Annotated in this window: 15 protein-coding genes and 3 pseudogenes; 12 read left to right on the forward strand and 6 right to left on the reverse strand. The window is 70.4% G+C overall.

Going from position 1 to position 26,080, the window contains the following annotated elements:
• Positions 1–42: 42 nt before the first annotated feature.
• The 3 genes and pseudogenes from ABTX81_RS36675 to ABTX81_RS36685 form a co-directional block, all read left to right on the forward strand.
• A pseudogene (locus tag ABTX81_RS36675) lies at positions 43–1,196 on the forward strand (replication initiator); the annotation flags it as partial.
• Positions 1,193–1,402 carry a helix-turn-helix domain-containing protein gene (locus tag ABTX81_RS36680; protein ID WP_350554735.1) on the forward strand — a complete coding sequence of 70 codons (210 nt, stop codon included), beginning with the start codon at positions 1,193–1,195 and terminating at the stop codon, positions 1,400–1,402. The pseudogene ABTX81_RS36675 and the gene ABTX81_RS36680, both read left to right, overlap by 4 nt.
• Entirely contained in the window at positions 1,402–2,709 is a 1,308-nt protein-coding gene (locus ABTX81_RS36685; protein ID WP_350554737.1) for a tyrosine-type recombinase/integrase, read from the forward strand. Before ABTX81_RS36680 ends, ABTX81_RS36685 begins: the two co-directional genes overlap by 1 nt.
• A gap of 277 nt (positions 2,710–2,986) precedes the next feature.
• Here ABTX81_RS36685 and ABTX81_RS36690 read toward each other — a convergent pair whose 3' ends face one another.
• The gene (locus ABTX81_RS36690; RefSeq protein WP_350554739.1) at positions 2,987–3,331 is read right to left on the reverse strand and encodes a hypothetical protein; all 345 of its coding nucleotides are present in this window, start codon (positions 3,329–3,331) and stop codon (positions 2,987–2,989) included.
• 15 nt (positions 3,332–3,346) lie between these two features.
• Positions 3,347–10,072, reverse strand: coding sequence for an RHS repeat-associated core domain-containing protein (locus ABTX81_RS36695; RefSeq protein ID WP_350554741.1), 6,726 nt, complete (start codon positions 10,070–10,072; stop codon positions 3,347–3,349).
• A 1,015-nt stretch (positions 10,073–11,087) separates the two neighbouring features.
• Between ABTX81_RS36695 and ABTX81_RS36700 the strand changes: the two genes are divergently transcribed.
• Positions 11,088–14,612, forward strand: a complete 3,525-nt coding sequence (locus tag ABTX81_RS36700; RefSeq protein WP_350554743.1) for a ricin-type beta-trefoil lectin domain protein — start codon at positions 11,088–11,090, stop codon at positions 14,610–14,612.
• Between the two features lie 142 nt (positions 14,613–14,754).
• Here the strand turns inward: ABTX81_RS36700 and ABTX81_RS36705 are convergent.
• From ABTX81_RS36705 to ABTX81_RS36715, 3 genes and pseudogenes are all read right to left on the reverse strand, one after another.
• Positions 14,755–15,030 (reverse strand): annotated as a pseudogene (locus ABTX81_RS36705) (transposase); the annotation flags it as partial.
• A 712-nt stretch (positions 15,031–15,742) separates the two neighbouring features.
• Positions 15,743–16,891 (reverse strand): serine hydrolase domain-containing protein, encoded by a 1,149-nt coding sequence (locus tag ABTX81_RS36710; RefSeq protein WP_350554745.1) that lies wholly within the window; start codon positions 16,889–16,891, stop codon positions 15,743–15,745.
• A 115-nt stretch (positions 16,892–17,006) separates the two neighbouring features.
• Positions 17,007–17,756: a TetR/AcrR family transcriptional regulator gene (locus ABTX81_RS36715; protein ID WP_350554747.1), complete on the reverse strand. Its 750-nt coding sequence runs from the start codon at positions 17,754–17,756 to the stop codon at positions 17,007–17,009.
• 107 nt (positions 17,757–17,863) lie between these two features.
• Between ABTX81_RS36715 and ABTX81_RS36720 the strand changes: the two genes are divergently transcribed.
• The 6 genes from ABTX81_RS36720 (at position 17,864) to ABTX81_RS36745 (ending at position 23,851) form a co-directional block, all read left to right on the forward strand.
• Positions 17,864–18,853 (forward strand): ATP-binding cassette domain-containing protein, encoded by a 990-nt coding sequence (locus ABTX81_RS36720; RefSeq protein WP_350554749.1) that lies wholly within the window; start codon positions 17,864–17,866, stop codon positions 18,851–18,853.
• Positions 18,853–19,680, forward strand: coding sequence for an ABC transporter permease (locus ABTX81_RS36725; protein ID WP_350554751.1), 828 nt, complete (start codon positions 18,853–18,855; stop codon positions 19,678–19,680). The genes ABTX81_RS36720 and ABTX81_RS36725 overlap by 1 nt, the downstream gene beginning before the upstream one ends.
• A gap of 80 nt (positions 19,681–19,760) precedes the next feature.
• A complete protein-coding gene (locus ABTX81_RS36730; RefSeq protein ID WP_350554753.1) occupies positions 19,761–20,747 on the forward strand; it encodes an aldo/keto reductase in 987 nt (328 codons plus the stop codon).
• A gap of 373 nt (positions 20,748–21,120) precedes the next feature.
• Entirely contained in the window at positions 21,121–22,575 is a 1,455-nt protein-coding gene (locus ABTX81_RS36735; RefSeq protein WP_350554765.1) for an FAD-dependent monooxygenase, read from the forward strand.
• A gap of 13 nt (positions 22,576–22,588) precedes the next feature.
• Positions 22,589–23,206, forward strand: coding sequence for a TetR/AcrR family transcriptional regulator (locus ABTX81_RS36740; RefSeq protein WP_350554755.1), 618 nt, complete (start codon positions 22,589–22,591; stop codon positions 23,204–23,206).
• Between the two features lie 135 nt (positions 23,207–23,341).
• Positions 23,342–23,851 carry a DUF4188 domain-containing protein gene (locus tag ABTX81_RS36745; protein WP_350554757.1) on the forward strand — a complete coding sequence of 170 codons (510 nt, stop codon included), beginning with the start codon at positions 23,342–23,344 and terminating at the stop codon, positions 23,849–23,851.
• Positions 23,852–23,924: 73 nt separating this feature from the next.
• On the opposite strand, the gene ABTX81_RS36750 is transcribed toward ABTX81_RS36745, so the two are convergent.
• Complete coding sequence (locus ABTX81_RS36750) at positions 23,925–24,785, reverse strand: SCO6745 family protein (protein ID WP_350554759.1); 861 nt, start codon at positions 24,783–24,785, stop codon at positions 23,925–23,927.
• A gap of 242 nt (positions 24,786–25,027) precedes the next feature.
• Here ABTX81_RS36750 and rpe point away from each other — a divergent pair, with 242 nt between their 5' ends.
• On the forward strand, positions 25,028–25,711 hold the full coding sequence (gene rpe / locus ABTX81_RS36755) for a ribulose-phosphate 3-epimerase (RefSeq protein ID WP_350554761.1): 684 nt from the start codon (positions 25,028–25,030) through the stop codon (positions 25,709–25,711).
• Positions 25,712–25,838: 127 nt separating this feature from the next.
• Positions 25,839–26,080: pseudogene (locus ABTX81_RS36760) on the forward strand (pirin family protein); the annotation flags it as partial.

Raw genomic sequence — 26,080 nt, forward strand, 5'->3', positions numbered from 1 at the left:
CGGCTCGCCCTGGCGGGGCTGGGGGCAGTAGACCCACCCTCCCTACCAAGACTGGGCATGACCGGATGCAAGAGCGTGCCGGATGCCGTCCGCACCCACCCCCGCGTGTTCGTCAGGCTCACCGCACTGTCCTTCGGCCCGTCCACGAGCGCCCCACCGACGCGGGCAGTAGCCTCCGGCCGTGCCGCTGCGGCAAGCGCCACGAACCCGCTGACGCGCTGCTCGGCACACCACTGCACCCGAAGACCTACGACTACCCGGGCGCGGTGCTGTTCAACGCCCACGCCTCCGCCCTGTGGGCGCGCTTCACGATCTACCTACGCCGTGAGATCGCCGCCCGGCTCGGCCTGACCCAGAAGGCGGCCCGCGCGGTACAGTGCGTCTCCTTCGCCAAGCTCGCCGAGTACCGGAAGCGCGGCCTGGTCCACTTCCACGCCGTGATCCGCCTCGACGGACCGGACGGCAGCACCCAGCCCCCGCCCCCGTCCGCCACCGTGACCCTGCTCGCCGACGCCATCCGGGCCGCCACCGCCCGAGTCTCGGTCAGCGTCGTCTCGGACGCGGACGGAGAACGCGAACTCGCCTGGGGCGAACAGCTCGACGTTCGCGAGATCGCCGTCTTCGGCACCGACACCGAACTCACCGATCACGCGGTTGCCGCCTACGTGGCCAAGTACGCCACCAAGTCCGCCGACTCCTCCGGCGCTCTCGACCGCGCCCTGTTCTGCCGCCCCTGCCAGGGACGCGGCATGACCCTGACCGGCCACGGAACCCCACTCACGTCCACCGCCTGCACCGGCACCGGACAGGCCCGACCCCTGCCCCGCCTCGCCGTCGAACGCCACGTGCGGCAGATGATTCCCACCTGCTGGGAGCTGGGCAAGCGCCCGGAGTTCGCCGACCTCAAGCTCTGGAAGTGGGCGCACATGCTCGGCTTCCGGGGCCACTTCTCCACCAAGTCCCGCTGCTACTCCGTCACCCTCGGCGCGCTGCGCGACGGCCGCCGCGCCTGGCGCACGGAACAGGCCCGCGCACGCGCCGGCCTGCCCGACCTCGACCCGAGCACGACACTCGTCGTCGGTCACTGGGCCTACCACGGCTCGGGCTACAGCCCCGGCGCGGAACTCCTCGCTGCCGCCGTGTGCCACCGCAGAGAACTTGAGCAGCAGTTCACCGCAGAGTGTGGCCCCTCATGACAGCCGTGTTCCCCGGGCCGGGCATGAGCGAGGAACTGCTGACGGCCCCCCAGGTCATGGCCCGCCTCCAACTCGTGCGTTCCGCCGTCTACGACCTGCTCCGCACCCGGCAACTCGCCTCCATCACCCTCGGCCGCGCCCGCCGCATCCCCACCCACGCGCTCACCGACTTCTTCCGCACCCGACTCGAACAGGACGCCGCCTAATGACCACACCCCGCGACACCCCCGCCTCCCGCCGCAGCCGCGCCAGCGGCGACGGCACCGTCTACCAGCGCAAAGACGGCCGCTGGGAAGCCGCCGGCTACGTCCTCGCCCCCGGCGACACCCGCAAGCGCATCCGCGTCTACGGCACCACCCGCAAGGAAGCCCTCGCCAAACTCACCGAGAAGATCGCCACCAGCAACCGCGGCGTCCCCGTCCCCACCGCACAGGGCAGCCTGGCCGCCAACCTGACGTACTGGCTGGAGGCAGTCGCCGTCCACCAGCTCCGCGAGAACACCCACACCCGCTACACCGCCTGCATGAACCGCCACCTCATCCCCGGCCTCGGCAAGAAGAAGCTCGCCAAGCTCAGCGCCAAGGATGTCCGCACCTGGCTCAACCAGCTCCGCACCACCTGCCAGTGCTGCGCCCGTGGCCTCGACGCCGCCCGCACCCAGCCCCGCTGCTGCGCGATCGGCACGTGCTGCGGCAAGCGGCTCTCCCCGCTGACCCTCGCCTGCATCCACTCCGTGCTCAAGTCCGCCCTGGAGCACGCCGTCCGCGAAGAGGAGATCCCCCGCAACGTCGCCCGCAACGTCCGAATGGGCACACCCCGCCCCCGCCGCTTCGAACCCCTGACCGTCGACGAGGCCCGCGACCTCCTCGCCGCTGTGCGCGGCCATCGGCCTCAGGCCCTCTTCGAGCTCGCCTTGCGCACCGGCCTGCGCAAGGGCGAACTCCTCGGCGTGCGCTGGGAAGACCTCGACCTGACCGGCGGCACCGCCAGCGTCCGGCGCACCCTCCAGCGCACCAACAGCAGCGGCCTGACCGCCCTGCCGACGAAGACGCAAAGCTCGGAGCGGCGCATCGCCCTGCCGGGCGAATGCCTGCACTCGCTGCGGGACCACCGCGACCAGCAGGCCCGGGAGCGCGACACGGCAGGCAAGATGTGGTCGGACAGTGGCTACGTCTTTACCCGGCCCGACGGCTCCCCGATCGAGGGAGCCACTCTCACCCGGCACTTCAACGCTCTGCTCCGCCGGGCCAGGCACCGCCACATCTGGTTTCACGACCTCCGGTACTCGGCGGCGACCCTCCTCCTGGAACAGGGCGTCGAACTGGTCGTGATCAAGGAACTGCTCGGCCACGCCCACATCGGCGTCACCGCCACGGTGTATGCCCACGTCCGACTCCGCCTCCAGCGCGACGCCATCGATCTCCTCGGGTGCGCCCTCCGCAGCCCCACCGAGATCGTCGGCGAGCTCTACGACGGCGACGAACCACCTCTTTGCGCCACGCCCGTCCGCTGACGTTGCCGTCAACTACTGCCGTCAGACACCACAGAGGCCCCACCGGGACATCATTCCGGTGGAACCCCTGTGTTATCGCTGGCCGTTATCGACAGGGAATCCCCCCTCGCCGGGCGACCCAGCTTCGCGTCAGAGATCAGTTTTCGACTTGGAGAGACGGGAAGTTCGCCGACACGACCTGCAACCGCGTCGCGCGCACAAAGCCTCCAGGGGATAACGATGAGCCGCCCAAACGTGTGGGCGGCTCATCGTTATCCCCTGCTGGTCAGGCGACGGGCTACGGAGCCCCTATGTGCAGAAATTCACCATAGATTTGATGCAGCAAAACTGCATATCGATAATGGGCGTCGACAACTTCTCGCTCTTCGGCGGCCATGCTTTCACCGAATCGTTCCAGGCGAGAGATGACCCCTTCAAGCAACCCCATGACGTCCGCCCGGCTCGGCCTGAATATCCCCTCGTCGACAAAAAGGATCACCTGGGTCACATGTTCGTCGGCGAGAGCTAGGTCGCCATGAATGAGTGCAAGGTTCTCTCCGGCGCGCAACAGATTCTCACCGCGGCGTAGACCGGGAAACGGCAAGGATCGCCAGAGAGCGTAGCTCTCCATGAAATCCGACAACAGCTCGTCCTTTCATTAGTCGGCGCCATACCAGAAGGTTACTGCCTTGCCGCCGGGGCCGATGATCCCGCCCTTACCCGTCTGGGGGTCCACGTATTTTATCCCACGCGCACCGTCCGCCAGCGTCTCCAGGCTGGCGTTGAGCCCCCTCTTCCCTCCTGGCTGGGCGATTCCCGTCGCCCAGTCTTGCGCATCCTGGAGGTACTGCTCACGCGTGACACCGCGCCCCTTTGCGTGCTTGTCCCAGTGGTATTCAAACTGATCCTGAGAAGATCTGCCGCTGGGGTTATGGAAGACGTCGTCGATCTTCTCGGTGCACAATCCCGAATTGTGCACCAGTACGGGCACCGTACCGGCGAGTACATAGTACGTGTGGAGGTCGGCGACCGTGAGGTCGTTGGCCTGCTGGGGCTGTGTGGTGTAGGTGCGGGTGCCGACGACAGGCAGGGTGGTCTGGTCGGGTGTGGTGAGGTGGTGGCCGGGTTGGAGTGCGGCGGCCTCGGTCCAACGCTGGGTGGTCTCGTCCCAGTAGGGGTGGGTGGACGTGGAGACAAGAGTCGTTGTGCTGGCAGGCTCTCCGCTAGGGGCGGGAAGCGCCAGAGTCACCTCGGTGAACTCGGAGTCGTCGGGGGTGACAATTGTTGCGATGACCGGCTTCGAGGTGGTTTCGCCGGTCTGCGGGTCGGTAGTGGTGACGGAGTCACCGGCCTCGATGTCGCCGATCGCCTTGCTGCTTCCGTCGGACATCAGCACCTTGGTGTCCGGAGGGAAGCTGTGCTCGCACGGGATGAAGTTGGACTGGGGTGGCGTTTGTGGCCGCGGTGCTTCGGGAGCCTTTCGGATGTCCTTGATGATCTGTTCGCCGATTGTCTTGATCCACTTGGTCTTGGCGAACGAGGTCAAGGCGAAGCCGCAGGCGACCACGTCCTTCTTGGTTGCGCAGTCCTTGGCGTCTCCGGCTGAGGTCAGTTCGTAGGTGAGGCCGGCGGCTGCTCTGCCCAGGGCCTGGAGGGCGCCCTTGAGTCCCTTGGGGCGGGAGTCCTTGACGCCGCCGTTCTTGAGGACCTGGGTGTAGACGTACTCGCGGTTCTTGGCGTAGGAGGTGTCGACCTGGGTTGCGTAGTAGCGGCGCTGAGTGTTGACGTCGACGTATTCCGACGTTGCCTGTTCCGCGTTCTTCATCGTGATGGTGCCGCCGGTGCCGGTGCACTTGTAGAGCGTGCCGCACTCAGGGGTTTGGAGGCCGCTGGGGTCGCTGCGGTTGATCGGGTCGTTCTCGCTGTAGGCGTAGCCGTTCCACTGCTGCGGGTTGCCCGGGTCGAGAATGGGGTCGGGGCTGATGAAGCGGCCGGTGGTGGGGTCGTACTGGCGGGCTCCGAGGTTGGTGAGGCCGGTGGTCTCGTCCTTGGTTCCGCCGACGAAGCCCTTGCCGCCGGCCCAGTCGGAGGCCGTGGGCTGGGTGCCGCGGGGGTTGCCGAAAGGATCGGTGGGGCGGCGCGTGACGGGCTGGCCGTCGGTGGTGTTGATCTGCAGGCCGCTGGTGCCGTGCGGGTCGGATGCCTGGATGAGGATGTCGCCGCCGCCGATGGGGGCGGTGACGCGCAGGTAGGTCAGGCCGCCGGCCGAGGCGACGGTCCGGACGTTGTTCATCGAGCCGGTGGCAGTGTCGAGCGTGAGCTCGTCCGTGGGGAGGTTGAGCGTCGTCTTGCCGGGGTTGCGGCGGATGAGCTGGTTGCCGTCGGCGTCGTAGAGGTAGCTGGTCGTGCCGCCGGCCGTTTGGGTGAGGGATTCGAGCTTGTCCTCGCCGTTCCAGGTCAGTGTGGTGGTGCCGGCGGTGTCGGTGATGGCGGTGGTGTTGCCCTTGGCGTCGTACTGGTAGCTGACGGCCTTGGTTCCGCCGGGTCCGGTGGTGGTGGAGGTGAGGAGGGCGTGGGGCCCGCCGGTGCCGCCGCCGGTGTTGGGTGCGGTGGTGGGGGTGTTGCGGCTCTTGGCTGCTACGAAGGTCTGGGTGGTGGTGGTGTCGTTGAGGGTGTTGCCAGTGATGTCGTGTCGGACGAGGCCGGTGCGGTTGCCGCTGGCGTCGTAGCTGTAGGTGTTCCAGTAGGGGGCGGGTCCGCCGATGGTGCGGCCGCCGGGGCTGACCTGGGCCGGACCGCCTGCGTTGTTGCAGCCGCCGATGCCGGGCACGCTGGTCGAGCTGCCGGTGCCGTGGATGGTGCCGGCGGAGTCGGTCCAGTCAGTGACGCTGTGCACGCCCTGGGTGTCGGTCCAGGCGTTGGTCAGCCGGCCCAGGTGGTCATAGGTGAAGCACTGGGTGTCGGTGCTCGCGGCGTCCTGGATGGTGCTGACCGAGGTGATGCGTCCGGACGGCGTGTAGGTGTAGCTAGTCTGGTCGGAGGCGACGGTGCCGGTCTGGCGGGTCACGAACGAGTTGATGACCCGACCGGTGGCCCAGTCGTACTGCTGGAGTGAGACGACCTGTGAGCCGTAGGCTCCGACGGTGGTCGTCAGGGGCCGGGCCATCTGATCGTAGGTGACCTTGGGGATGACGGCCTGTCCCAGGCTCGCGGCCGAGGCGAGCAGACCGGTGCTGGCCCTGCCGTAGGAGACGGTCTCGGCCGGCAGGCCGCCTGCGGCCGGGATGCTTGTGCTCTTGAGGAAGCCCAGGCCCTTGCTGTAGGTGTTGGTGGTCGTGTAGGTGCCGGCGAGGGCGCCTTCGGCGCCGGGAATGGTGACCGACGTGCCCAGGGCCCGGTAGCCGGTGTCGTAGCCGGTGACAGCCTTGGTATAGGCAGCTCCCGTCGATCCGCCGACGTAGCGGGTGGAGGAGGTCGGCAGGCCCTTGGCGAGCGTGTCGTAGCTCCAGGACGCCAGCTGGTTCGCCGGCGCGACACTGCCCCTGTAGCCGCCGGTCTTCCTCCCCAACAGGTCGTACGTGTACGCGAGAGTCTGGCCCTTGGCGTCGACCGTGTGATCGACCTGCGAGTTCGCGTTGTAGAAGGTCTGGTTGGTACCGGTGTCCGGGTCGTTCGCGGAGACCTGTCGGCCCCTCAGGTCGTAGGTGTAGCTCCAGGTATTGCCACTACTGTCGGTGCGCCCGGCGGGCTGGCCGCCGGGCGTGTAGGTGAAGGTGGTGATGTCGGCGTCGGCGGGGTTGCCGGTGGCCGTGGTGGTGCGGTACTCCCAGGCTGTCGTGGCCCGACCCCGGGCGTCGGTGACGATCGAGGTCGGTGTGGCTCCGGCGGGCGGGGTGGTGTCGGTCCGGTCCGCACCGGGGTAGGCCGTCGTGGTGGCCCACTGGAGGTTGCCGTTCGAGCGGAACTCCGAGCGCACCACGCGTCCGGCGCCGTCGTAGCTGTTCCAGGTCTGGCCCGGAATCTGGCCGTCGCCCACCGGAAGGAAGACGGATTCGGTGGGGAACGAGGTCTTCTCGAAGTACGGGTTGGATGTCTTGATCACCCAGCCGTGGGTGTCGTAGACGGTGTCCGTGATCAGGCGCCCGGTCGGGTAGGCCGTGCTCATGCTCTGGGTCTGCCGCGAGCGGCCGAGACCGTCGAGGATCTCGATGGTCGTCAGATAGGTGGCGACATCGTCGTTGATCGACTTGGTCGTGATGGCGGAGGGACCCGCCGTGCCCTTGACGGAGTAGGCGAACATCTTGTTCGGGAGTTCGTTCGTCGGGCGGTCCGGTGCCCAGACAGCCGTGATGCGGCCGATGGCGTCGTACTGTGCCGTGGTGACCCGGCCGTTCATGTCGGTGCTGGTGAGCGGCAGGCCTCGGGCCGGATCCTGGACGAGGGTGGTGGTCCAGCCCGCGCCCATGGGGCCGGTCGTCCGCACTTCGGTGGGCAGTGCGCCTGTGGCCGGCGTGATCGCCACTGTGGTGATCGCCGGGGTGACGGTGGGCCCGCTGAGCTGGGCGCCTTGATGGTCGTAGGCCGAGCCGTCGGTCGTCGCGTTGGCCACGCTTCGGCCGTAGGTGTCGAAGGTCGCGCTCGAAACGTGGACGTAGACCGGGTTTCCAGCCTGGTCGAAGTGGTCGAGGGCCTGGGTGCTGGTCGGGTTCCCCAGGGTCCCGGCGAGTTTGAACGGTCGGCTGTCGTAGAGGGTGCGGCTGCCGCTGATCGCGTTGGCCGCGGTCGGTTTGGTGTCGCAGGTGCCTTGGACCGTGATCTGTTCGGAGAGCAGGGTGAGCAGGAGCGGGTTGTCGCTAGTGGCGTACTTGGTGGTCGTGCAGGTCTCGGGGGTGGCGGCGGTACCGTCGCCCTTGTCGTTGATCTGGACGACCCGGTTTCCGTGGGCTGGGTCGGTGGTCGTGGTCGCGCTGGCGGTTCGCCAGCTTCCGTCGGCGAGTTTGGCCTTGGAGACGGCCGTGACCTGGGAGTCCGAGTAGCGGGCGTAGATCTGCGGTGCACCGGAACTCTGTGCGTGGGTGGCCGTGATCTGCTGGCCGTTGTACAGCTTCCCCGCCACCGACTGGAGGGTCCCGCCGGCCCGGTCGTAGTCCTCGGTGGCCACGACGCGGCCGGCGAGCCAGTCCTCGTCGGTGATGGTGCCGCCGAGGGGGCTGGTGACCTGGACATTGCGCTTGTCGGTGCCGTTGGCGAGGTAGTCGCCGTGCATTCCGCGCAGGTAGGTGGTCGTCTGCTGGGTCTTGGGGGCTTCGCTCGAGGAGCCGCTGCCCGTGGTGGTGGTCACCGACTGGTAGCCGCGGAACTGGTCCCAGGTGCGGGTCTTGGGGTCGGTGAACTCGGCGTCGTTGCGGTGCCAGGCGGCGCCGCCGTTGTACGTGTACTCCGTGGTCTTGCCAATGGCGGGGGTGCTGACGAGGTCCTGCTCGGTGACGATCTTGACGAGCGGCTTGTTGAACCAGTCGTTGACCAGGACCGGCTTTCCGTCGGCGCCGATCGCACCGGGCAGGTACCACTTGACCGGCATGCAGGCCATCGAGTTGTCGACCTCGGAGGCGGGCATGCGGTTGTTGACCCGGGAGCACTCGGGGTCGCTGTAGATGACGTTGATCCGGCCGCCGGTCTCGGTGGTGATGCCCTTGATCCGGGGGCGCATGAACATGTGCTCCGGCGGTACCAGGCCGTCGACGCGGTTAGCCATCATCACGTACGTGAAGGTGACGGGCTGCAGAGTGATCGGCGTCTGGCCGTTGGACCCGGTCCGCCGGACGGAGTCCAGCTGCAGGGTCTTCTTGGTGGCGTCCCCGGGCTCTGCCAGCGACTGGGTGAGCGCCCAGGTGTCCACGTTGCGGTAGCCGCCACCGGCAAGCACCTGGGTGGTGATGGAGGTCAGCCGCTTGGTGGTGAAGAACGTCGGTGCGTAGTTCGTGCAGGTGCCGGAGCTGGTGCAGATCTGGTCGAGCGGGACATCGGGCCAGAACTCACTGTTGGTGGTGGTGCGCTGGTCCTCGGCGCAGGTGATCGCACCCGAGGGTAGGCAGCGCTCCGCTACCGTGAACACGACCTTTGCCGCGGGGTTGAGGGCGCCCTTGGCGGCCTTCTGCTCGTCGAGCCGCTGGCCGTAGCCGATCTCGCGGAGGTAGGCGCTCCGCTGGTAGGCGGTGAGCACGCCCTTGCTGCTGTCCGGGGCGCCGCCACGGCTGTAGTTGTTGCCCTCGGTCGCGTACTTGTACGTCGTCAGGTTGCCGTGGGTGTCGACGACGTGGTCGAGCTGCCAGCGCCACGCCATCTGGCACCAGGAGCCGTTCCCGGTCGACGAGCTGTAGCACGGGTCGCCACTCTTCGGAGAGTACACCGGCGTCGTCAGGACCGAGTTGGCGGCGGGGTCGGTGCCGTCGCCGCCGGGCAGGTGGTTGAGGCCGAAGTAGTACTGGGTCCCGTCCGGCGTGGTGATCCGCCAGTACTCCATGTCCCGGTAGCTGACGTCGTTGCCGCTGCGCGGGGCGCCGGTGAGCTGCTCGATCTTGGAGCCGTCGTCGTCCTGCAGGTGCCAGGCGCCGGTGGCGTCGTCGCGCACGATGGTGCCGGAGCGGTCGCCGAGCGCCAGGGTGGCGTTCTGGCCGCCCCAGCACTGGTCGGCGGAGCCGGTGATGCCCGCCTTGTCGCAGCTCTTGTAGGAGCGCTCGATGAAGCCGGGCTCGTAGCCCCAGCCGTCACCGACCCAGGAGGACTGGGAGTTGGTCGCCGACGTCTTGCCGTCCACCGCCGACGAGTTGTAGTTGAGTGCTACGCCCGGAGCCGCGCCACCGAGGGCCGCCGGCACGGAGACGGGATAGTTGTAGGTGAAGCTCCCCGCGTTGGAACCGGCGTGCCACCCGGAGGAGGGCGTGAGCGGCGTCGCCGTGTAGTTGCCGCCAGCACCGAACGGAGCGGGTACCGCGGTGAGCACCACCGGTCCGCTCGCGCCGGCCGCCGGGGCTGATTCGGCACCGGCGGCGAACGATGCCTTGACCGCTCCGGTGCCAACCTGGGCCTGGTCGGAGTTGGCGGTTGCGGGCAGCGTCACCTCGGCGCTGACCGAGCCGTGGCCGTCGGCCTGGGCGGGGACCGGAGTCTGGGTACGGCACTCGGGCTCTTCCGGCGTGGTCAGGGCACAGGCGGGCAGTGCGACGAGCGCAGCGCGGTCGGACCACCCGCCGGCCTGCAGCGCCTTGAGGTCCAGCGAGACCTTGGCGCTGCGGCCGTCACCGGTTGTCGACGCGTCGGCGTCGGAGACGGCGATGAGCGGCCCGGTGGCGCCCACTGCCTTGCCCGCTTCGGGAGCGGTCACTTGGACGTGAACCGTACGCGCGCTCTCGCCGGCCCCGGTGCCGGGAGCGATCCGGACGGCCAGATCGCCGGCCCTGGCACCGAAGGCGCCGCTGGAGGCGGGCGAAGCGCCACCGGTCGCCGAACGTGCCGCCTTCGCGGAAGGGCTGTCGGCGCCGAGTGTGACGGTCTCGGTTCCGGTCACGACCGGCGGTGCGACCTCAGGCTTCCAACCGGGCGCGGCCTCCACGGGCGGCGAGCCCGGTGGCTGGGCGTCGCGCCCCTCCGCGGAGACCGCCGCTCCTTCCCGCGGAGCGTTGGGCGGGCTCCAGACCTGCCCCTCCGGTTCAGGGAAGGTCCAGGCCGCCGCCGGCGGCACGGCCGCCCCTGTCAGTGCGAGTGCGACCATCGTCGCCACCACTGGTGAACGCCATCGGCGTCCTGTCGAACTCCCAGCCCGTATACGGGCAGGCAAAACTCCCACCGCAAAATCCCCTCAGGCGCATATGGCGTGGCGTCAAATAGGTACGGCACCGCCACGATCGAAGTGACGATAAGTGAGGGGTCTGACACGCCACCAGGTCGTTCGGCCACCATGCACGCGATGTTTATGGAGTCTTGACCTGGGGATCTACATATTCCAGACATGTCGGCACGAACTTGTAATCGGTTTGACCGAAACGCCCGCCAGGCAGCATCGTTCCCACCCGAACGGGACCCCAGACGGGGTTCGCAGTCCGGGAGGGGAACGCGAGAGAGGCATGTCCGTCACCTTGCACACAAAAACGCACACACCACCTACGCCATCCATACGCAGGCGTACAGCTCGTCTGGCCGCGATCGCGACAAGTTGTGTCCTCGGTATCGGCCTGCTCAATGCGCCGGCCGCGCTCGCTACCGACTCCACGCCCGCGCACGGGCCCGTCGGCGGCCCGTCGCCGATCACGCCCTCGCAACCCGCGCCGCCCCGGACGCCTGAGCAGCAGGCGCTCTTCGACGCCGTCGCCAACGCGAAGGCGAGCGGCGAGCCCGTCGTCGTGGACGTCCTGACGAGCGACGTGTCGAAGACCGTGGCGAACCCGGACGGCACGCTGACCACGACCGACAACGCCCAGCCCGTACGCGTCAAGCGCGATGACGCGTGGGCCGACATCGATGGCACCCTGCGTGCCAACAGCGACGGCAGCCTCAGCCCGACCGTCGCCCCGACCGCGGTGACCTTCTCCGGCGGCGGTGCCGGACCGATGGCCACCGTGAAGACCGCGGACGGCAAGGAACTCGCCGTCGGGGCGCCGTTCGCCCTGCCGAAGCCCTCCGTGGACGGCGGCACCGCCACCTACGCGAACGTCCTGCCAGGTGTCGATCTGCAGCTGACCGCACTCGACATCGGGGGCTGGCGGGACGTGATCGTCGTTCGTACCCCCGAGGCGGCGGCCGACCCCGCGCTGAAGATGCTCCGCTTCCCGATCAGTGCCAAGGGCCTGACTGTCACCGCGGACGACCACGGGCAGATCGACGTCAAGGACGACAGCGGCGTCTCCCGGTTCCGCTCGCCCGCTTCCCTCCAGTGGGACTCCTCACGGACAGGCCAGACCGCCCCGGCCTCCGCCGCCAAGGCCTCCGGCCTCGCGGCTCCCTCCACCGCACAAGGCCCCGACCTCCAGCCCGCGGGAACGCCGTCCACCGCCGAAGGCCCGGGTGACGGCGCCAACGTCGCGACCATGGGCACCAAGGTGGCCAATGGCGCCATCGAGCTGACCCCTGACCAGCAGGCGCTGGGCACCGGAAGCGGACCCTGGTACCTCGACCCGTCCCTCACCGCGGTCACGAGCGGGATCCAGGGATCGGTCGAAGTCCAGGAGAACCACCCGGGCTACGAGTACTACGACAAGAAGACCAACCTCGCCACCGGCTACTGCGGATACCACAACCCCGATCCGAACCAGGACTGCGGCGACGAAGGCCGGCAGCGGGCCTACTTCCAGTTCGCGGTCAATCCGGCGATCTACACCACGGTCAGCGGCGCCGGGTCCCCGCCCGTACTGTTCAGCTCGACCCTCAACGGCCTCGTCACGAGTGCCGCCAGCCCCGGCACCCCGACCGAACTCGGCCTCTACTCGGCCCCCAAGGCGATCCACCAGCGCAGCAAGTGGACCGACCAGCCGTGCCAGTACGGAAACACGAACGTCGTCATGGAGGGCTGTGAGTACATCGGCAGCCAGGTCGTCACCGGCAACAGCGGTCCCCTGGCCATCGACGTCACCGACATGATGAAGCGCGCCGCCTACGGCAAGTGGGCCACCTGGACCGTCGGCATCGCCCCCAAGGCCGGCGAAGGGGAGAAGCTCTACCGGCACCACCTCGACAGCAAGCCGAGCATCACCACCACCTACGACATCGCGCCCACTGTCTGGCACCCGCGCACCTACCCGACCCCCGGCTTCGCCAGGACCAAGACCAGCCAGGGCGGCCCCGCCGAATGCACCACCAAGGGCGCCAACCCCTGGGACAACCCGGGCTGGATCGGCAGCAATCAGAACATCTACCTGTACGCCAACAGCTTCTCGCCAAGCGGCCAGTCCGTATACACAGGCTTTCAGATGTGGGACGACAACGACTCCAACTTTGCCTTCCAGTACGGCAACTGGGGCGGAAGCTGGAACTCTCCCGCGGAACCGGTCACTCCGGGCGCGCTGAGCGACGGACACCAGTACGGCTGGTTTGCGGGATCCTCCGACGGCCTCCTCAACTCGCCGGGCAGCGAGTCGTGCTACTTCCGCGTCGACCGCACCAACCCGCGCGTCAGCATCCGCTCCAGCGACTTCCCGCCCGCCGGCACGCCCAATCCCACCCCGTCCAAGTACATGAACGACTGGGGCGCGCTCTGGATCTACGCCGATGACCCGGCGCCGGGCGCCGGGCTCCAGGCCTCCGGCCTCGCCTGCCTGCGCGTCAGCACCGACCCGACGCCCGTCGTCGGCTGGAGCTGCGGCGACAGCGACACCTACGCCCCCGGAGAGCCGTACTACTACCAGGCACGTAACTGGGGCATCAACACCGTCTACGCCTGGGCCATGGACATCGCAGGCAACTACAGCCAGACCGCCCTCTACAACTTCTACGTCCCCTGGAAGCCCGGCACCCAGCCCCTGTTCGGCGATGTCGACAACGACCAGAAGGCCGACATCGTCGGTACGGACAAGAACGGGAACCTCCGCGTCATCGGCGGCAACGCCGACCCGGTGAGCTCCCTCGCCGCCACCTCGGCGGCCGCTCCCGGCGCCAACGACTACGGCCTCACGTGGGCCGACTTCCAGCTCACCCACCGCGGAAGCCTGAACATCGGCGACTCCGTCGACCAGATCATCGCCCACTACAACAAGCCCGTCACCGACCAGACCAAAGCCCTCGCGGACGTGCTCTACCTGATCCGCAACAACGGAACCGGGGCCTTCGACAACTTCGTGTCCGGAACCATCACACGTCCGGACACCTGCACCACCTACGGCACCAACACGCCGTGCGACAACTACCACAACACGTGGAGCCGGATCTCACAGCTCCTCGCTTTCGGCACACCCACAGGCGAGGCCGTCGCACCCAAGCCCAACGGCAACCACGAGCCCGTCTTCACCACCCAGACCTCGATCCTCACCATCGAAGACGGGAAGCTCTACCTCTTCGAACCCGCCGGAATCCCGGACGACGTCTCCACCGCGACACTCATCCCCACGACATCCGGCAACTGGGACGACCTCGAACTCATCAACCCCGGTGCCGCCAACGGACCCACCACCAATCCCCGAACCGGCAAGCCGGCCAACCAGCCCACGCTCTGGGCCCGCAGCCGCTCCACCGGCACCATCTACGCCTACCCGCTCGGCTGGAACCCCGACAAGACCGTCGACTACTCCGCCCTGACCAAGCCGAACGCCGGAATCCCGCTCGCCACCGGCAGCGCACTCAAGGCGAGCACCCACCCGAACATCGGCGCGGGCGACCTCAACAACGACGGCTACGCCGACCTCTGGACGATCGACAACACCAACGCCCTCGCGATCTTCCCCGGTACCAACAGCACCGGCACCACCGGCAAGGTCGACGGCTTCGGCCCCTGGGCCTTCGCCGGCTACGCCGACGCCAGCGTCTCCATCCACTCCGGACTCGTCGACTGGCTCTGCGCCGACGCCGTCGGCGGCCCCCGCCCCGGAGCCGAACTCGCCGTCTTCACCTGCTGGCAGACCCCCAACCAGCGGTTCAACTTCGCCAGCGACGGCACCGTCCGCGCCGGCAGCTTCTGCCTGTCGACCAAGGACAACGCCCTCACCAACGGCACACGCGCCGTCCTCGCCCTCTGCTCCGGCGAGAGCGGACAGAAGTGGAGCATGCGCCCCGACGGCCGACTCTTCATCCCCGCCACGGTCACCAACGACAGCCCCGGCGGCAAGTGCCTCGAACTACCCGGCTGGACCACCGCCCAAGGCACCCGACTGGGCATCTGGGACTGCCCCACGCTCCAGGACAACCAGCGCTGGACCCTCCAACCCGAACGAACGCCCTGACCCGACGATCGGCCAACGGCCGATGAGGTAGTAGCTCCTCGTAAAGTGGGGCCCCGGCTACGGCCGGGGCCCCTGTGTTGTTACGCCATACGATCAGCCAAGGCGGTGTCGAAGGACCTGGGCCGGGATGCTCCTCTAGACGTCAAGCCGTAGGAGCAAGATCGGTTTGAGTGATGTGTGTGGTGGGTGCGCTGGTCAGGGCGCGGTAGACCTCGCGGGCGACGAATCGCTTGAGGCATCGCATGCGGTGGGTGCGGCCGGAGGAGACGGGGGGCGGCGCGACTCCGGCCAGGTGGGCGAACGCGGCCTCGGAGCGTATGCGTTCGGGATAGTCCCCAGCGGATGCCAGGAGCTGGCCTGCTGTTTCGGGACCGACGCCGAACGGCTCCAGCAGCGCGGGGGCGGCCCGCTTCACCAATGGACCGATCTAGGCATCGTGTCCGGTGAACAATGTATAACGTCGGAAGATGGGTGAGAAGATCGCTGCGGCGGGCAGGGCCTCGGATGACTATGCCCGACCCAAGGACTTCGAGTAGGGCGAATTGAAGCAGAGGAACTGGAAGTTGGCGTTTCCGGGGCTGTGTCGGTTCGGCGTTCGGGGAGGGCTCCGTGCAGTGGCCGTCTCGTCGGTGGCCGTTCTGCCAATGGTGCTGTCGTGCACGGCGGCCATGGAGGAGCGGGAGGCGCCTGTCACCGGGACCTGGAAGTCGAGTATCGGTACGATCCAACTCTTGGAGGGTGGCACGCTCGGGGAGGTGAGCCTGCTTCCCGCCGCGTGTAACGGAAAGGCGTCGCCCACCGCGGTGTCATTCACAGGAACCTGGCGTCATGAAACGCTCTCCGATGCCGGGCCTGGAGCGTACATCACACTTTCCTCCTCTGACGGTGACCTGACGTGCAAGCGGTTCTTCGTCTACTACAAAGAGGATGGTCGGGAACTTCTGCAGCTGACGGCCACTGAAGCGGGTCGCGATCCTTTCGTGCGACAGAAGGGAAGGCCTGGCTATGGAGGCCGGCGGATTGGATCCGATGCGAGGGGCGCCCCGTCCGGGGAACCGGGCGCATCTGATGGTGAGTGGGGTGCTGTCGGCGCAGGCGTCGACGTCGACAGCACCCCACCTCCACGTTTGTCAGGCGTCGAGGGAGGTGCGGACGGCGGCGATGAGGTTGTCGGCGCGGGGGTCGGCGTGGCCGATCATGCGGTTGGCGGTGTAGGCGAAGGTGATGCCGAGGTGGGGGTCGGCGAAGGTGAACTGGCCGCCGGCGCCGTCGTTGCCGAAGCTGTGGGGGCCGAGCATGGGGCGGAGGGTGGGGGAGGGGAGGAGGAAGCCGGAGGACCAGCGGGCGCCGAGGTCGAAGCCCAAGTAGCCGGGGCCGGAGGTGAGTTCGCGGGTGGCGTCGGCGATGGTGGCCGGGGTGAGCAGGGGTGGGGTGTCGGCGAGGCCGGTGACGGTGGCGGCGAGCAGGGTGGAGAGGGCGGTGGCCGAGGCGACGGCGCCCGCGCCGGGGAGTTCGGCGGCGTGCAGGGCGGGGTCGTTCCAGCCGTGCGGCTCGTCGAGGCCGGGGAAGACGAGGGCGCCGTTCATCGTGACGATGCGGGTGAGCAGGTGCTCGGGGCCGGGCATCGGGCGGCGGCCGTCGGCCTCGGAGAGGCGGGCCAGGCGCGGGAGTTCGGTGGCCGGCAGGCCGAGCCAGGCGTCCAGGGCGAGGGGCGTGGAGAAGGTCTCACGGACGTACGCACCCGGGGTGAGGCCGGTGATGCGGCGGATCACCTCGCCGACCGCGAAGCCGAAGACATGGCCGTGGTACTCGTGCGTGGTGTCCGGCTCCCAGAGCGGCCGCTGCTCCTCGATCGCGCGGACGACAGGCGTCCAGGCGGCGATCTCGGCGAAGGTCAGCGGCGCGTCGAGGGTCGGGATGCCGGCGCGGTGGGCGAGCACCATGCGGGTGGTGATCGTCTGCTTGCCGTTGCGCGCGAACTCGGGCCAGTAGCGGGCGATCGGCGCGTCCAGGTCGAGGCGGCCCTGCTGGGCGAGCAGGTGGGCGGAGAGCGAGACCAGGGCCTTGGCGCAGGAGAAGACCGGGACCACGGTGTCCGCCTGCCACGGCCGGCCGGTGCGCTCGTCCGCGACGCCGCCCCAGAGTTCGACCACCTTGCGGCCGCCCGCGTGGACGGTGACGGCGGCGCCGAGTTCGGGGAAGTCGGCGAAGTTGCGGGCGAAGGCGTCGGCGACCGCGCCGAAGCCCTCGTCGGCCCAGCCGTGGTGGTCGTGCTGCATGGTGTCGTCCGTTCCCTCAGTGCGTGATCACCGGCCGGGCCACGGTAGGCGGCGGCCGGGGTGCGGGGGAAGCGATTTTGACGAGGTTGCGGCGGGGCGGTGATCAGGGCGGTGATCAGGGCGGTGTCACCGGGGCCAGCGCGGCCGTGATGACGCGGTCGAGTGAGCGGTCGAAGACGGTGTCGGGGTCGCCGGACGGGGGTGTGGCGGTGGCGAACGCGGCGGCCAGGTGCGGGTACTGGCCGCTCATCGCGGCGCGGCCGAGGTAACCGGCCAGCTCCGCCTGCCACTTGGCGCCGGCCGCCGCCGTGCGCTCGTACTGCGCGTACTGGCAGACGAAGCCGTTGAGCAGGGCGAGCGCCTCCAGGCGGGCGGCGCCGTCCAGGCCGCTGGGCTCGGTGACGGCGAGGAAGTGGTCGGTGTAGCGCAGGGCGTTGGGGCCGAGGCCGGGGCGGGCGATCACCAGGGCCGCCGCCCAGGGGTGCCGGCGCAGGGTGGCGAGCTGCTCGTGGGCGAGGCGGCGCAGGTCGGCGCGGCAGTCGCCGGTCGGGGCGAGGGCGGTGAAGTCGTACTCGCCGGCGACGGCGTCGAGCATCAGGTCGAGCAGGTGCTCCTTCTTCGGCACGTAGTTGTAGAGCGACATGGTGCCCGCGCCGAGCGCCGCGGCGACCCTGCGCATCGAGGCGGCGTCCAGGCCCTCCGCGTCGGCGATCTCGATGGCGGCGGCGGCGATCGACGTCCGGCTGTGGGCCGGGCGGGGGCCGCGGCCGGTGCGCTCGGGGCGCAGCCAGATCAGCTCGGGCGCCTCGCCGGGCTGCGGGGCGCCGCCGCTGGAGCTGTGGTTCGGGGGCTTGCTGGACGGCACTGGTTGATCACCTCGGTTACCCATCTTAGATACGTACGGCGTACGTAGTACGATGCGCTCGCATCACTTCTACGTACGATGTACCTAGTGAGGGGAGTGGCGGAGCCATGTCCGACACCGCCTGGAAGCAGTCCGTCGCCGTCGAGATGGCCGGGGTGGAGAAACACTTCGGCACCACCCGTGCGCTGCGCGGCCTCGACCTGACCGTGCCGGCCGGCACCGTCTGCGGCCTGCTCGGCCCCAACGGCGCCGGCAAGACCACCGCCGTCCGGATCCTCGCCACCCTGGTCGCCCCCGACCGGGGCACCGCCCGGGTGGCCGGCCACGATGTGGTCCGCGAGCCCGACGCCGTCCGCCGCAGCATCGGCCTGGCCGGCCAGTACGCCGCCGTCGACGAGGGGCTGACCGGCCGCGACAACCTGCACCTCCTCGGCCGGCTGCACCACCTCGGCGCCCGCGGCGCCCGGGCGCGGGCCGGCGAACTCCTCGACCGCTTCGGGCTCGCCGAGGCCGCCGACCGGCTGGTCCGCACCTACTCCGGCGGCATGCGGCGGCGCCTCGACCTGGTCGCCAGCCTGGTCACCGCCCCGCCGGTGCTCTTCCTCGACGAGCCCACCACCGGCCTCGACCCGCACAGCCGGCAGCAGATCTGGGACGCGGTGCGGGAGTTGGCCGACTCCGGCACCACCGTGCTGCTCACCACCCAGTACCTGGAGGAGGCCGACCGGCTCGCCGGTACCGTCGTGGTCGTCGACCACGGCGCCGCGATCGCCACCGGCCCGCCGCAGCGGCTCAAGGCGTCGATCGGTACCCGGATCTCGGTCACCCTCGCCGACGCCGGCCAACTCGGCCAGGCCGCCGTGGTGTTGGCGTCGCTCGCGGGAACCGGCGACGTGCTGGTGGACCAGCACGAGCGGACGGTCGAGGTGGTCTCCCGGCCCGGGGTGGAGGTGCTGCTGCCCAAACTGGTGCGGGAGTTGGACGCGGTGGGGGTGGTCGCGCGGGACGCGGCGCTGCGGCCGCCGTCGCTGGACGACGTCTTCCTCGCGCTCACCGGGCGCGGGGGCGACACCGGCGCGCAGGGGAGGGCCGCCTGATGTCCGCATCCGCGCTCCTGGTCACCGACACCTGGTCCTCGATGCTCCGCGTCCTGCTCGCCTACCGCCGCTCGCCCGGACTTCTGGCCGTCTCGCTCAGCGTGCCGGTGCTGATGGTGGTGGTGTTCGGCTATGTGTTCGGCAGCGCCATCGCCGTCCCCGGCGCGTCCGGCGCCGGCGGCACCGCTGCCACGGGCGGGTACCGGGAGTTCCTGATGCCCGGCCTGTTCGCCATGGTGGCCGTCAACGGCATCATGCCCACCATGGTCGGCGCCGCCCGCGACGTCGGACGCGGCGTCACCGACCGGCTCCGCTCGATGGCGGTCTCCCGCACCGGCCTGCTGCTCGGGCAGACCCTCGCCGACCTGCTGGTCAGCGTCGTGGTGCTGGCCCTGCTGGCGGCGGTCGGGCTGGCCGTCGGCTGGCGGATCCGTGGCGGACCCGCCGACGCCGCAGGGGCGTTCGGTCTGCTGCTGCTCTTCCGGTTCACCATGACCTGGGTCGGTCTGCTGCTCGGCCTGGCCGTCGGCAAGGAGGACGCGGCCGGACAACTCGCCGTCTGTGTCTTCCCGTTGGCGATGGTCACCAACGCCTTCGTGCCCACCGGCGGCATGCCCGGCCGGCTGGCCGCGCTCGCCGACTGGAACCCGATGAGCGCCGTCGTCCAGGCCGGACGCGACCTGTTCGGCAACCCGTCCGCCCCGGCCACCGCCTGGCCGCTGCAGCACGCCGCCCCGGCCACCCTGCTCTGGTGCGCGGTCCTGCTGCTGCTCTGCGGCCCGCTCGCGGTGCGGAAGTTCGCCACCCACGGGACCCGCGGGCGCTGACCCCCGGCACCTGTGCGACCCGTGTCCCACGGGGCGGAATGTGCTGGACAGCACGGCCGGTGCGGCTCAGGGTGGGCTCCATGGAGTTCACCCACCTCGGCCGCACCGGCCTCACCGTCTCCCGACTCTGCCTGGGCACCATGAACTTCGGCCCGCACACCGAGGAGTCGGACGCCCACCTGATCATGGACAGCGCCCATGAACGGGGCATCAACTTCTTCGACACCTCGAACAGTTACGGCCGCGATCCGGAAGGCAACCAGAAGGGCCGCACCGAGGAGATCATCGGCCGCTGGTTCGCCAAGGGCGACGGCCGCCGCGAGCGCACCGTGCTCGCCACGAAGGCCTACGCCCCGATGGGGGACTGGCCGAACGAGGGCCGGCTCTCCGCGCTCGCCATCCGCCGCGCCGTCGAGGCCAGCCTGCGCCGCCTCGGCACCGACCACATCGACCTCTACCAGATGCACCACATCGACCGGGACACGCCCTGGGAGGAGATCTGGCAGGCGATGGAGGTCCTGGTCGCCCAGGGCAAGATCATCTACGTCGGCTCCAGCAACTTCGCCGGCTGGCACCTCGCCCAGGCCCAGGAGGCCGCCCGCAGCCGCCACTTCCTCGGCCTGGTCAGCGAGCAGTCGCTCTACAACCTGCTCGACCGCACCATCGAGCTGGAGGTCATCCCCGCCATCGAGCACTACGGGCTCGGCCTGCTCCCGTGGTCCCCGCTGCGCAGCGGCGTCCTCGGCGGCGCGCTGCGGAAGGAGCGCGAGGGCGGCCTGGTCCGGGGCGCGATGACCCACGCCGGCGAGATCCTGGCGGCCAACCGTCCCCGGATCCAGGCCTACGAGGACCTCGCCGCCGAGGCCGGCGAGCACCCCGCCGACCTCGCCCTCGCCTGGCTGCTCTCCCGCCCCGCCGTCACCGCCCCCATCGTCGGCCCCCGCACCCTCGCCCACCTCGACGCGGCCGTCCACGCCCTCGACATCAAGCTCGACGACGACCTCCTCGCCCGCCTCGACACCCTCTTCCCGGGCCGCAGGCCGGCCCCGGAGGACTACGCCTGGTAGCAGCCGCCACCCGCGAGCCGTGCGCGCACGATCCGTGCGCCTGTGAGCCGCCCGTGCCCGCTCTTCGGCGAAGAGCGGGCACGGGCGCGGGGCGGGTGCGAGTACGAGGTGATCCGCGAGGGCGGCGGAGAAGACACAGCGGCGACGAGGGATGTTCACTCGTCGCCACTCTCAACGTATAGCGCACGGGGGGTCTTGCGGCAAGGGGGTGGGGGAGGCGCAGAATCGTCGGCCTGGGCCGGATGGATCGGATATGCGTGGTTCGTGCATGTTCGTCCCGGCCGGCAAGGTGAACGGGAACGACGGGACGGGGCGCTCGGTGATGTCGGTGATGCCGGTGATGTCGGTGATGTCGGTGAGGGATAGGGCGGACGTGGCGGATGTGGTCGTGGTCGGCGGTGGGCCGACCGGGCTGATGCTGGCGTGCGAGCTGCGGCTGCACGGGGTCGGTGCGGTCGTGCTGGAGCGGCGGGCGGAGCGGTCGAAGGAGTCGCGCGGGCGCGGGCTGCACGCGCGCAGCGTGGAGATCATGGACCAGCGGGGGCTGCTGGAGCGGTTCCTCGCGGTGAGCGAGAAGTTCCAAGTGGGCGGGCTGTTCGGCGGCGTCGTGGCGCCCTGGCCGGAGAGCCTGGACACCGCCCACCCCTACGGGCTGGCCACCCCGCAGGAGGTCACCGAGCGGCTGCTGGAGGAGCGCGCGCTCGAACTCGGGGCGGTGATCAGGCGCGGGTGCGAGGTCACCGGCCTGGGCCAGGACGCGGACGGCGTGACCGTCGAACTGGCGGACGGCACGCGGCTGCGCTCGCGCTACCTGGTCGGCTGCGACGGCGGGCGCAGCACGGTGCGCAAGGCGCTCGGCGTGGGCTTCCCCGGCGAGCCCGCCACGGTCGAGACGCTGATCGGCGACCTGGAACTCGCCGCGGATCCGGCGGAGGTGGCCGCGGTGGTGGAGCGGGTGCGCCGGACCGAGCTGCGGTTCGGCGTGGCCCCCGACGTGGACGGCCGGCCGGGCGTCGCACGGGTGATCGTGCCGGCGGCCGGCGTCGCCGAGGACCGGGCGACGCCGCCGACGCTGGAGGAGTTCAAGGAGCGGCTGCGGGCCGTCGCGGGCACCGACTTCGGCGTTCACGGGGCGCACTGGCTCTCCCGGTTCGGCGACGCCACCCGGCAGGCCGAGCGCTACCGGGTCGGCCGGGTGCTGCTGGCCGGCGATGCCGCGCACATCCACCCGCCGACCGGCGGGCAGGGGCTCAACCTCGGGGTCCAGGACGCGTTCAACCTCGGCTGGAAGCTCGCCGCCGAGGTCGCCGGCTGGGCGCCCGAGGGCCTGCTGGACAGCTACCACGCCGAACGCCACCCGATCGGCGCCCGCGTGCTGACGAACACCCGCGCGCAGATGACCCTGCTCGGCAGCGCGTCGGGGCCGACCGCGCTGCGGGAACTGCTCACGCGGCTGATGGAGATCGAGGAGGTGAACCGCTACGTGACCGGGATGATCACCGCCGTCGACATCCGCTACGACCTCGGGGACGGGAAGGACGATCTCGTCGGGCGGCGCCTGCGGGACGTCCGGCTGTCCGGGGACCGCCGGCTCTACGCGCTGATGCACGGCGCCCGCGGCCTGCTCCTCGACCGCACCGGCGGCCGGCTCTCGGTGGAGGGCTGGGCGGATCGCGTCGACCACGTCGACGGCGAGGGCGCGGAGGTGGACGCGCCCGCCGTCCTGGTGCGTCCGGACGGTCATGTGGCGTGGGCCGGCGACGGGCAGCGGGAGTTGGAGGCGGCGCTGACCCGCTGGTGGGGAACGCCCGTGCCACTGACGATGTGATAGCACTGCCCGCATGACGGAGAGGCCCGCGGAGCGCGGGAGTTACCACCACGGCGCCCTGCCCGAGGCGCTGGTCGGGGCGGCGTTCGAGCTGTTGGACGAGCAGGGGCCGGAGAAAGTCACCATGCGGGAGGTGGCGCGGCGGGCGGGTGTGTCGCCCGGCGCGCCGTTCCGGCACTTCGCGGACCGCCGGGCGCTGCTGACGGCGGTCGCGGACCGGGTGCTGGCGGACTACGAGCGGTGGCAGCGGGCGCAGGCGGCGGCCGCCGTCGGCGAGGGGGACCACCGGGCCGTGCTGCGCGCGCTCGGGCTCGGCTTCGTCCGGTACGTGATCCGTCACCCGTACCGCTTCGAGCTGGTGCGCTCCCGGGTGTTCGCGCCGTCCCCGCAGCCGGAGCTGCGCGAGCGGCTGTCGGGGATCGACCGCGCGTACACCGAGGTGATCGTCGCGGACCAGGCGGCGGGGCTGCTGCGCCCGGGTGATCCGGCCCTGGTCGGGCTCGCCGGGCAGGCGCTGGTGTACGGGCTGGCGCAGATGATCCTGGACGGCTACCTGCCGGCCGAGAAGGCGGAGGAGGTGGTCGCGCAGGTGCTCGACACCTTCGGTCGCGGAATCGCCAACACCGCCTGAGAGAACGGGACTTCGCTTGCGGGGAGGGTTGACCGGGTCGGTGTGCGCTGATGTAATCACCGCTTACATCGGCCTCTACCCGTGAGTAGCGAACGCGGTGGAACGGCCGTACGAGCCGACAGGCTGGGGGTAGACGTGTTCGCGAAACCGATACCGGGCTTCACCACCGCGGCCGCCACCGGGGAGACCGCCGTGCTGCTCATCGGCATGCGGGTCAACCGGTTCTGGGCCGTCCACCAGTGGGTGCCGGTGATGCTGGCGATGTTCCGGATGCTCCACGAACTGGACCGGGAGCCCGAGCGCGGCCTGCGCGGGAAGATCATGCTGACCGCCTCGCCGCGCACCTACTACGTCGTCCAGTACTGGGAGTCCAAGGAGAAGCTGTACCGGTACGCGACCGCGCCGGACGCCTTCCACCACCGGGTGTGGAAGATCGTCAACAGGAAGGTCAAGGGCGGCGACCTGCGGGGGCGGGTGGGGCTCTGGCACGAGGCCTACATCGTGCCGGAGGGCTCCTACGAGTGCGTCTACTTCGACATGCCGCCCTTCGGGCTCGCGGGCGCCACCGGGGTGCTGCCGGTGGAGGGCCGCGGGCGGACCGCCAAGCAGCGGTTCGCCTACCGCTCGGACTCGGAGGACGCGTAGGCGTCCGGCCACCGTCCTCCCCGAAGCCGGGCGAGGACGGTGGCCGGACGGCGTGGTCCGCCGGTCGGGGCCGTCAGGCGGTGGTCGTCGCCGGCAGACCGATCGGGTTGATCGGCGGCAGCGCGGTCCGACAGAGTGCGGAGATCGGCTTCAGGGCCGCGGCGAGCCGGTCGAGCTCGGCGCGCGGGTGGTTCTCCCAGACGCGGGCGGCCGCGAGGTCGGTGGCCGCCTCCAGGGACTGGTGCCGGATCCGCCCGCACTCGGTGATGGTGCCGCGTTCGGTGAGCCAGCCGCGCTCGGCCAGCCGGGCGGTGGCCGCGTCCCACTCGGCGTCGGTCCAGCCGCGCACCGGCTGCAGGGCCTCGCGCCGCACGTCCAGGGCGCAGCGCACGACCAGTGCCTCGCAGCCGTCCAGCCCCGCCGCGACCAGTGCGGCGATGTGGCCGTCGCCGCGGTGCTCACGCATCACGGTGGCCGCCTGCCAGAGGCGTCCGTGCAGGTCGGACGGGCGGGGGAGGGCGGCGTTGGCGGCGGCCAGCACCCGGCCCGCGCAGTCCAGCCGGGTGACGGCGTTCTCCAGGAGGTCGGCCGCCAGCTCGATCTGCGCCGGGTCGACGTGCTCCAGCAGCCGCCGCAGGGCCGCCGAGGCACCGGCTGTGCGGGCGGCGAGCGCCGTCTCCGGGTCGGCGAGCTTCCAGATCGCCGGCAGGGCGCGCTCGATCGGGGCGGGCGCGAAGTTGAAGAACGCGGCGATCACCGGCGTCGCGTCCACCGGGCCGAGCGGGGCGGCGCGGCCGGCGAAGTAGCTGCGCGCGACGCCGCTCAGGCCGACCGCCTCGAACGCGCCGAGGCCCTCGGGGGTGAAGTAGGTGACGGCGTGCACGGGTTCGAAGAGCCACCACAGGGCCCGGGCGGGATGGACGAGATCGGCCAAGGGGAGGACCTTCCTCTTCGGGGAGGGGCGGGCACGCCGTACGGGTGTTCCCGTCCCGGCGCTCGTACAGGCTGATGACCACGGCGGCGGCCACGATAACCCCGACCGGGGTGTGATGACGGTCACGCGGAGGTCTCGGCGGTGACACGCGGCCGACGGAGCGCGAGATGATGGCCGGGGCGCGTCCCGCGCGCCCGATCCCTCGGCAGACGGCACGAAGGCAAGAAGAGGTAACAGGCCCCATGGCGCAGATCAACCCCAGCATCCTGTCCGCGGACTTCGCCCGCCTGGCCCAGGAGGCCGAGGCCGTGCGGGGCTCGGACTGGCTGCACGTCGACGTGATGGACAACCACTTCGTGCCCAACCTGACCCTCGGCATCCCGGTCGTCGAGTCGCTGGCCCGGGCCACCGACATCCCGCTCGACTGCCACCTCATGATCGAGGACCCGGACCGCTGGGCCCCCCAGTACGTGGAGGCGGGCGCCGGCTCGGTGACCTTCCACGTCGAGGCCGCCGCCGCCCCCGTCCGCCTCGCCCGCGAGATCCGGGCCAAGGGCGCCCGCGCGTCGATGGCGCTCAAGCCGGGCACGCCGATCGAGCCCTACGAGGACCTGCTGCCCGAGCTGGACATGCTGCTGATCATGACGGTCGAGCCGGGCTTCGGCGGCCAGGCGTTCCTGGACATCATGCTGCCGAAGATCCGCCGGACCAGGGAGCTGATCGCCAAGCACGACCTGGAACTGTGGCTCCAGGTCGACGGCGGCGTCTCGGCGAGCACCATCGAGCGCTGCGCCGAGGCCGGCGCGGACGTCTTCGTCGCCGGTTCGGCGGTGTACGGCGCCGAGGACCCGGCCGAGGCGGTCGCCAAGCTGCGCACCCTCGCCGAGGGCGCGAGCGCCGAGGCCTGGTGGGCCTGCGGGCACTGAGCCCCGGCCGGGTGGTCCCCGCTGGAGGATCGCCGTGCCCTGGAGGAGGATCGTGGCGACGACCCCTCCGGCCGGGCGCGGCGATCCCCACCCCGCCCCGGTCCCTCGCGCACGGCGGTGACCGCCCATGAGCAACCTCGACGTCAGGCCCGCCCCGACCACCTGCGGCGGCGAGCCCGGCCCCGGCCCGGTCCGCGACCTGCTCGCCGCCCGCCGGGTCCCGCTCGGCGAGAGCACGGTGGTCCGCCGCCTGCTCCCCAGCCTCGGCCGGCGCATGGTGGGGGCGTGGTGCTTCGTGGACCACTACGGCCCCGACGACATCGCCGACGAGCCGGGCATGCAGGTGCCCCCGCACCCCCACATGGGCCT

The organism is Kitasatospora sp. NPDC097605, from assembly GCF_040302725.1.
Taxonomy (GTDB): Bacteria; Actinomycetota; Actinomycetes; order Streptomycetales; family Streptomycetaceae; genus Kitasatospora.

Bases quoted from the DNA above. Each gene is read 5' to 3' on its own strand.
- ABTX81_RS36680 (WP_350554735.1), top strand. From the start codon at position 1,193: ATGACAGCCGTGTTCCCCGGGCCGGGCATGAGCGAGGAACTGCTGACG.
- ABTX81_RS36685 (WP_350554737.1), top strand. From the start codon at position 1,402: ATGACCACACCCCGCGACACCCCCGCCTCCCGCCGCAGCCGCGCCAGC.
- ABTX81_RS36710 (WP_350554745.1), bottom strand. From the start codon at position 16,891: ATGCAGCACGACCACCACGGCTGGGCCGACGAGGGCTTCGGCGCGGTC.
- ABTX81_RS36720 (WP_350554749.1), top strand. From the start codon at position 17,864: ATGTCCGACACCGCCTGGAAGCAGTCCGTCGCCGTCGAGATGGCCGGG.
- ABTX81_RS36725 (WP_350554751.1), top strand. From the start codon at position 18,853: ATGTCCGCATCCGCGCTCCTGGTCACCGACACCTGGTCCTCGATGCTC.
- ABTX81_RS36730 (WP_350554753.1), top strand. From the start codon at position 19,761: ATGGAGTTCACCCACCTCGGCCGCACCGGCCTCACCGTCTCCCGACTC.
- ABTX81_RS36740 (WP_350554755.1), top strand. From the start codon at position 22,589: ATGACGGAGAGGCCCGCGGAGCGCGGGAGTTACCACCACGGCGCCCTG.
- rpe (WP_350554761.1), top strand. From the start codon at position 25,028: ATGGCGCAGATCAACCCCAGCATCCTGTCCGCGGACTTCGCCCGCCTG.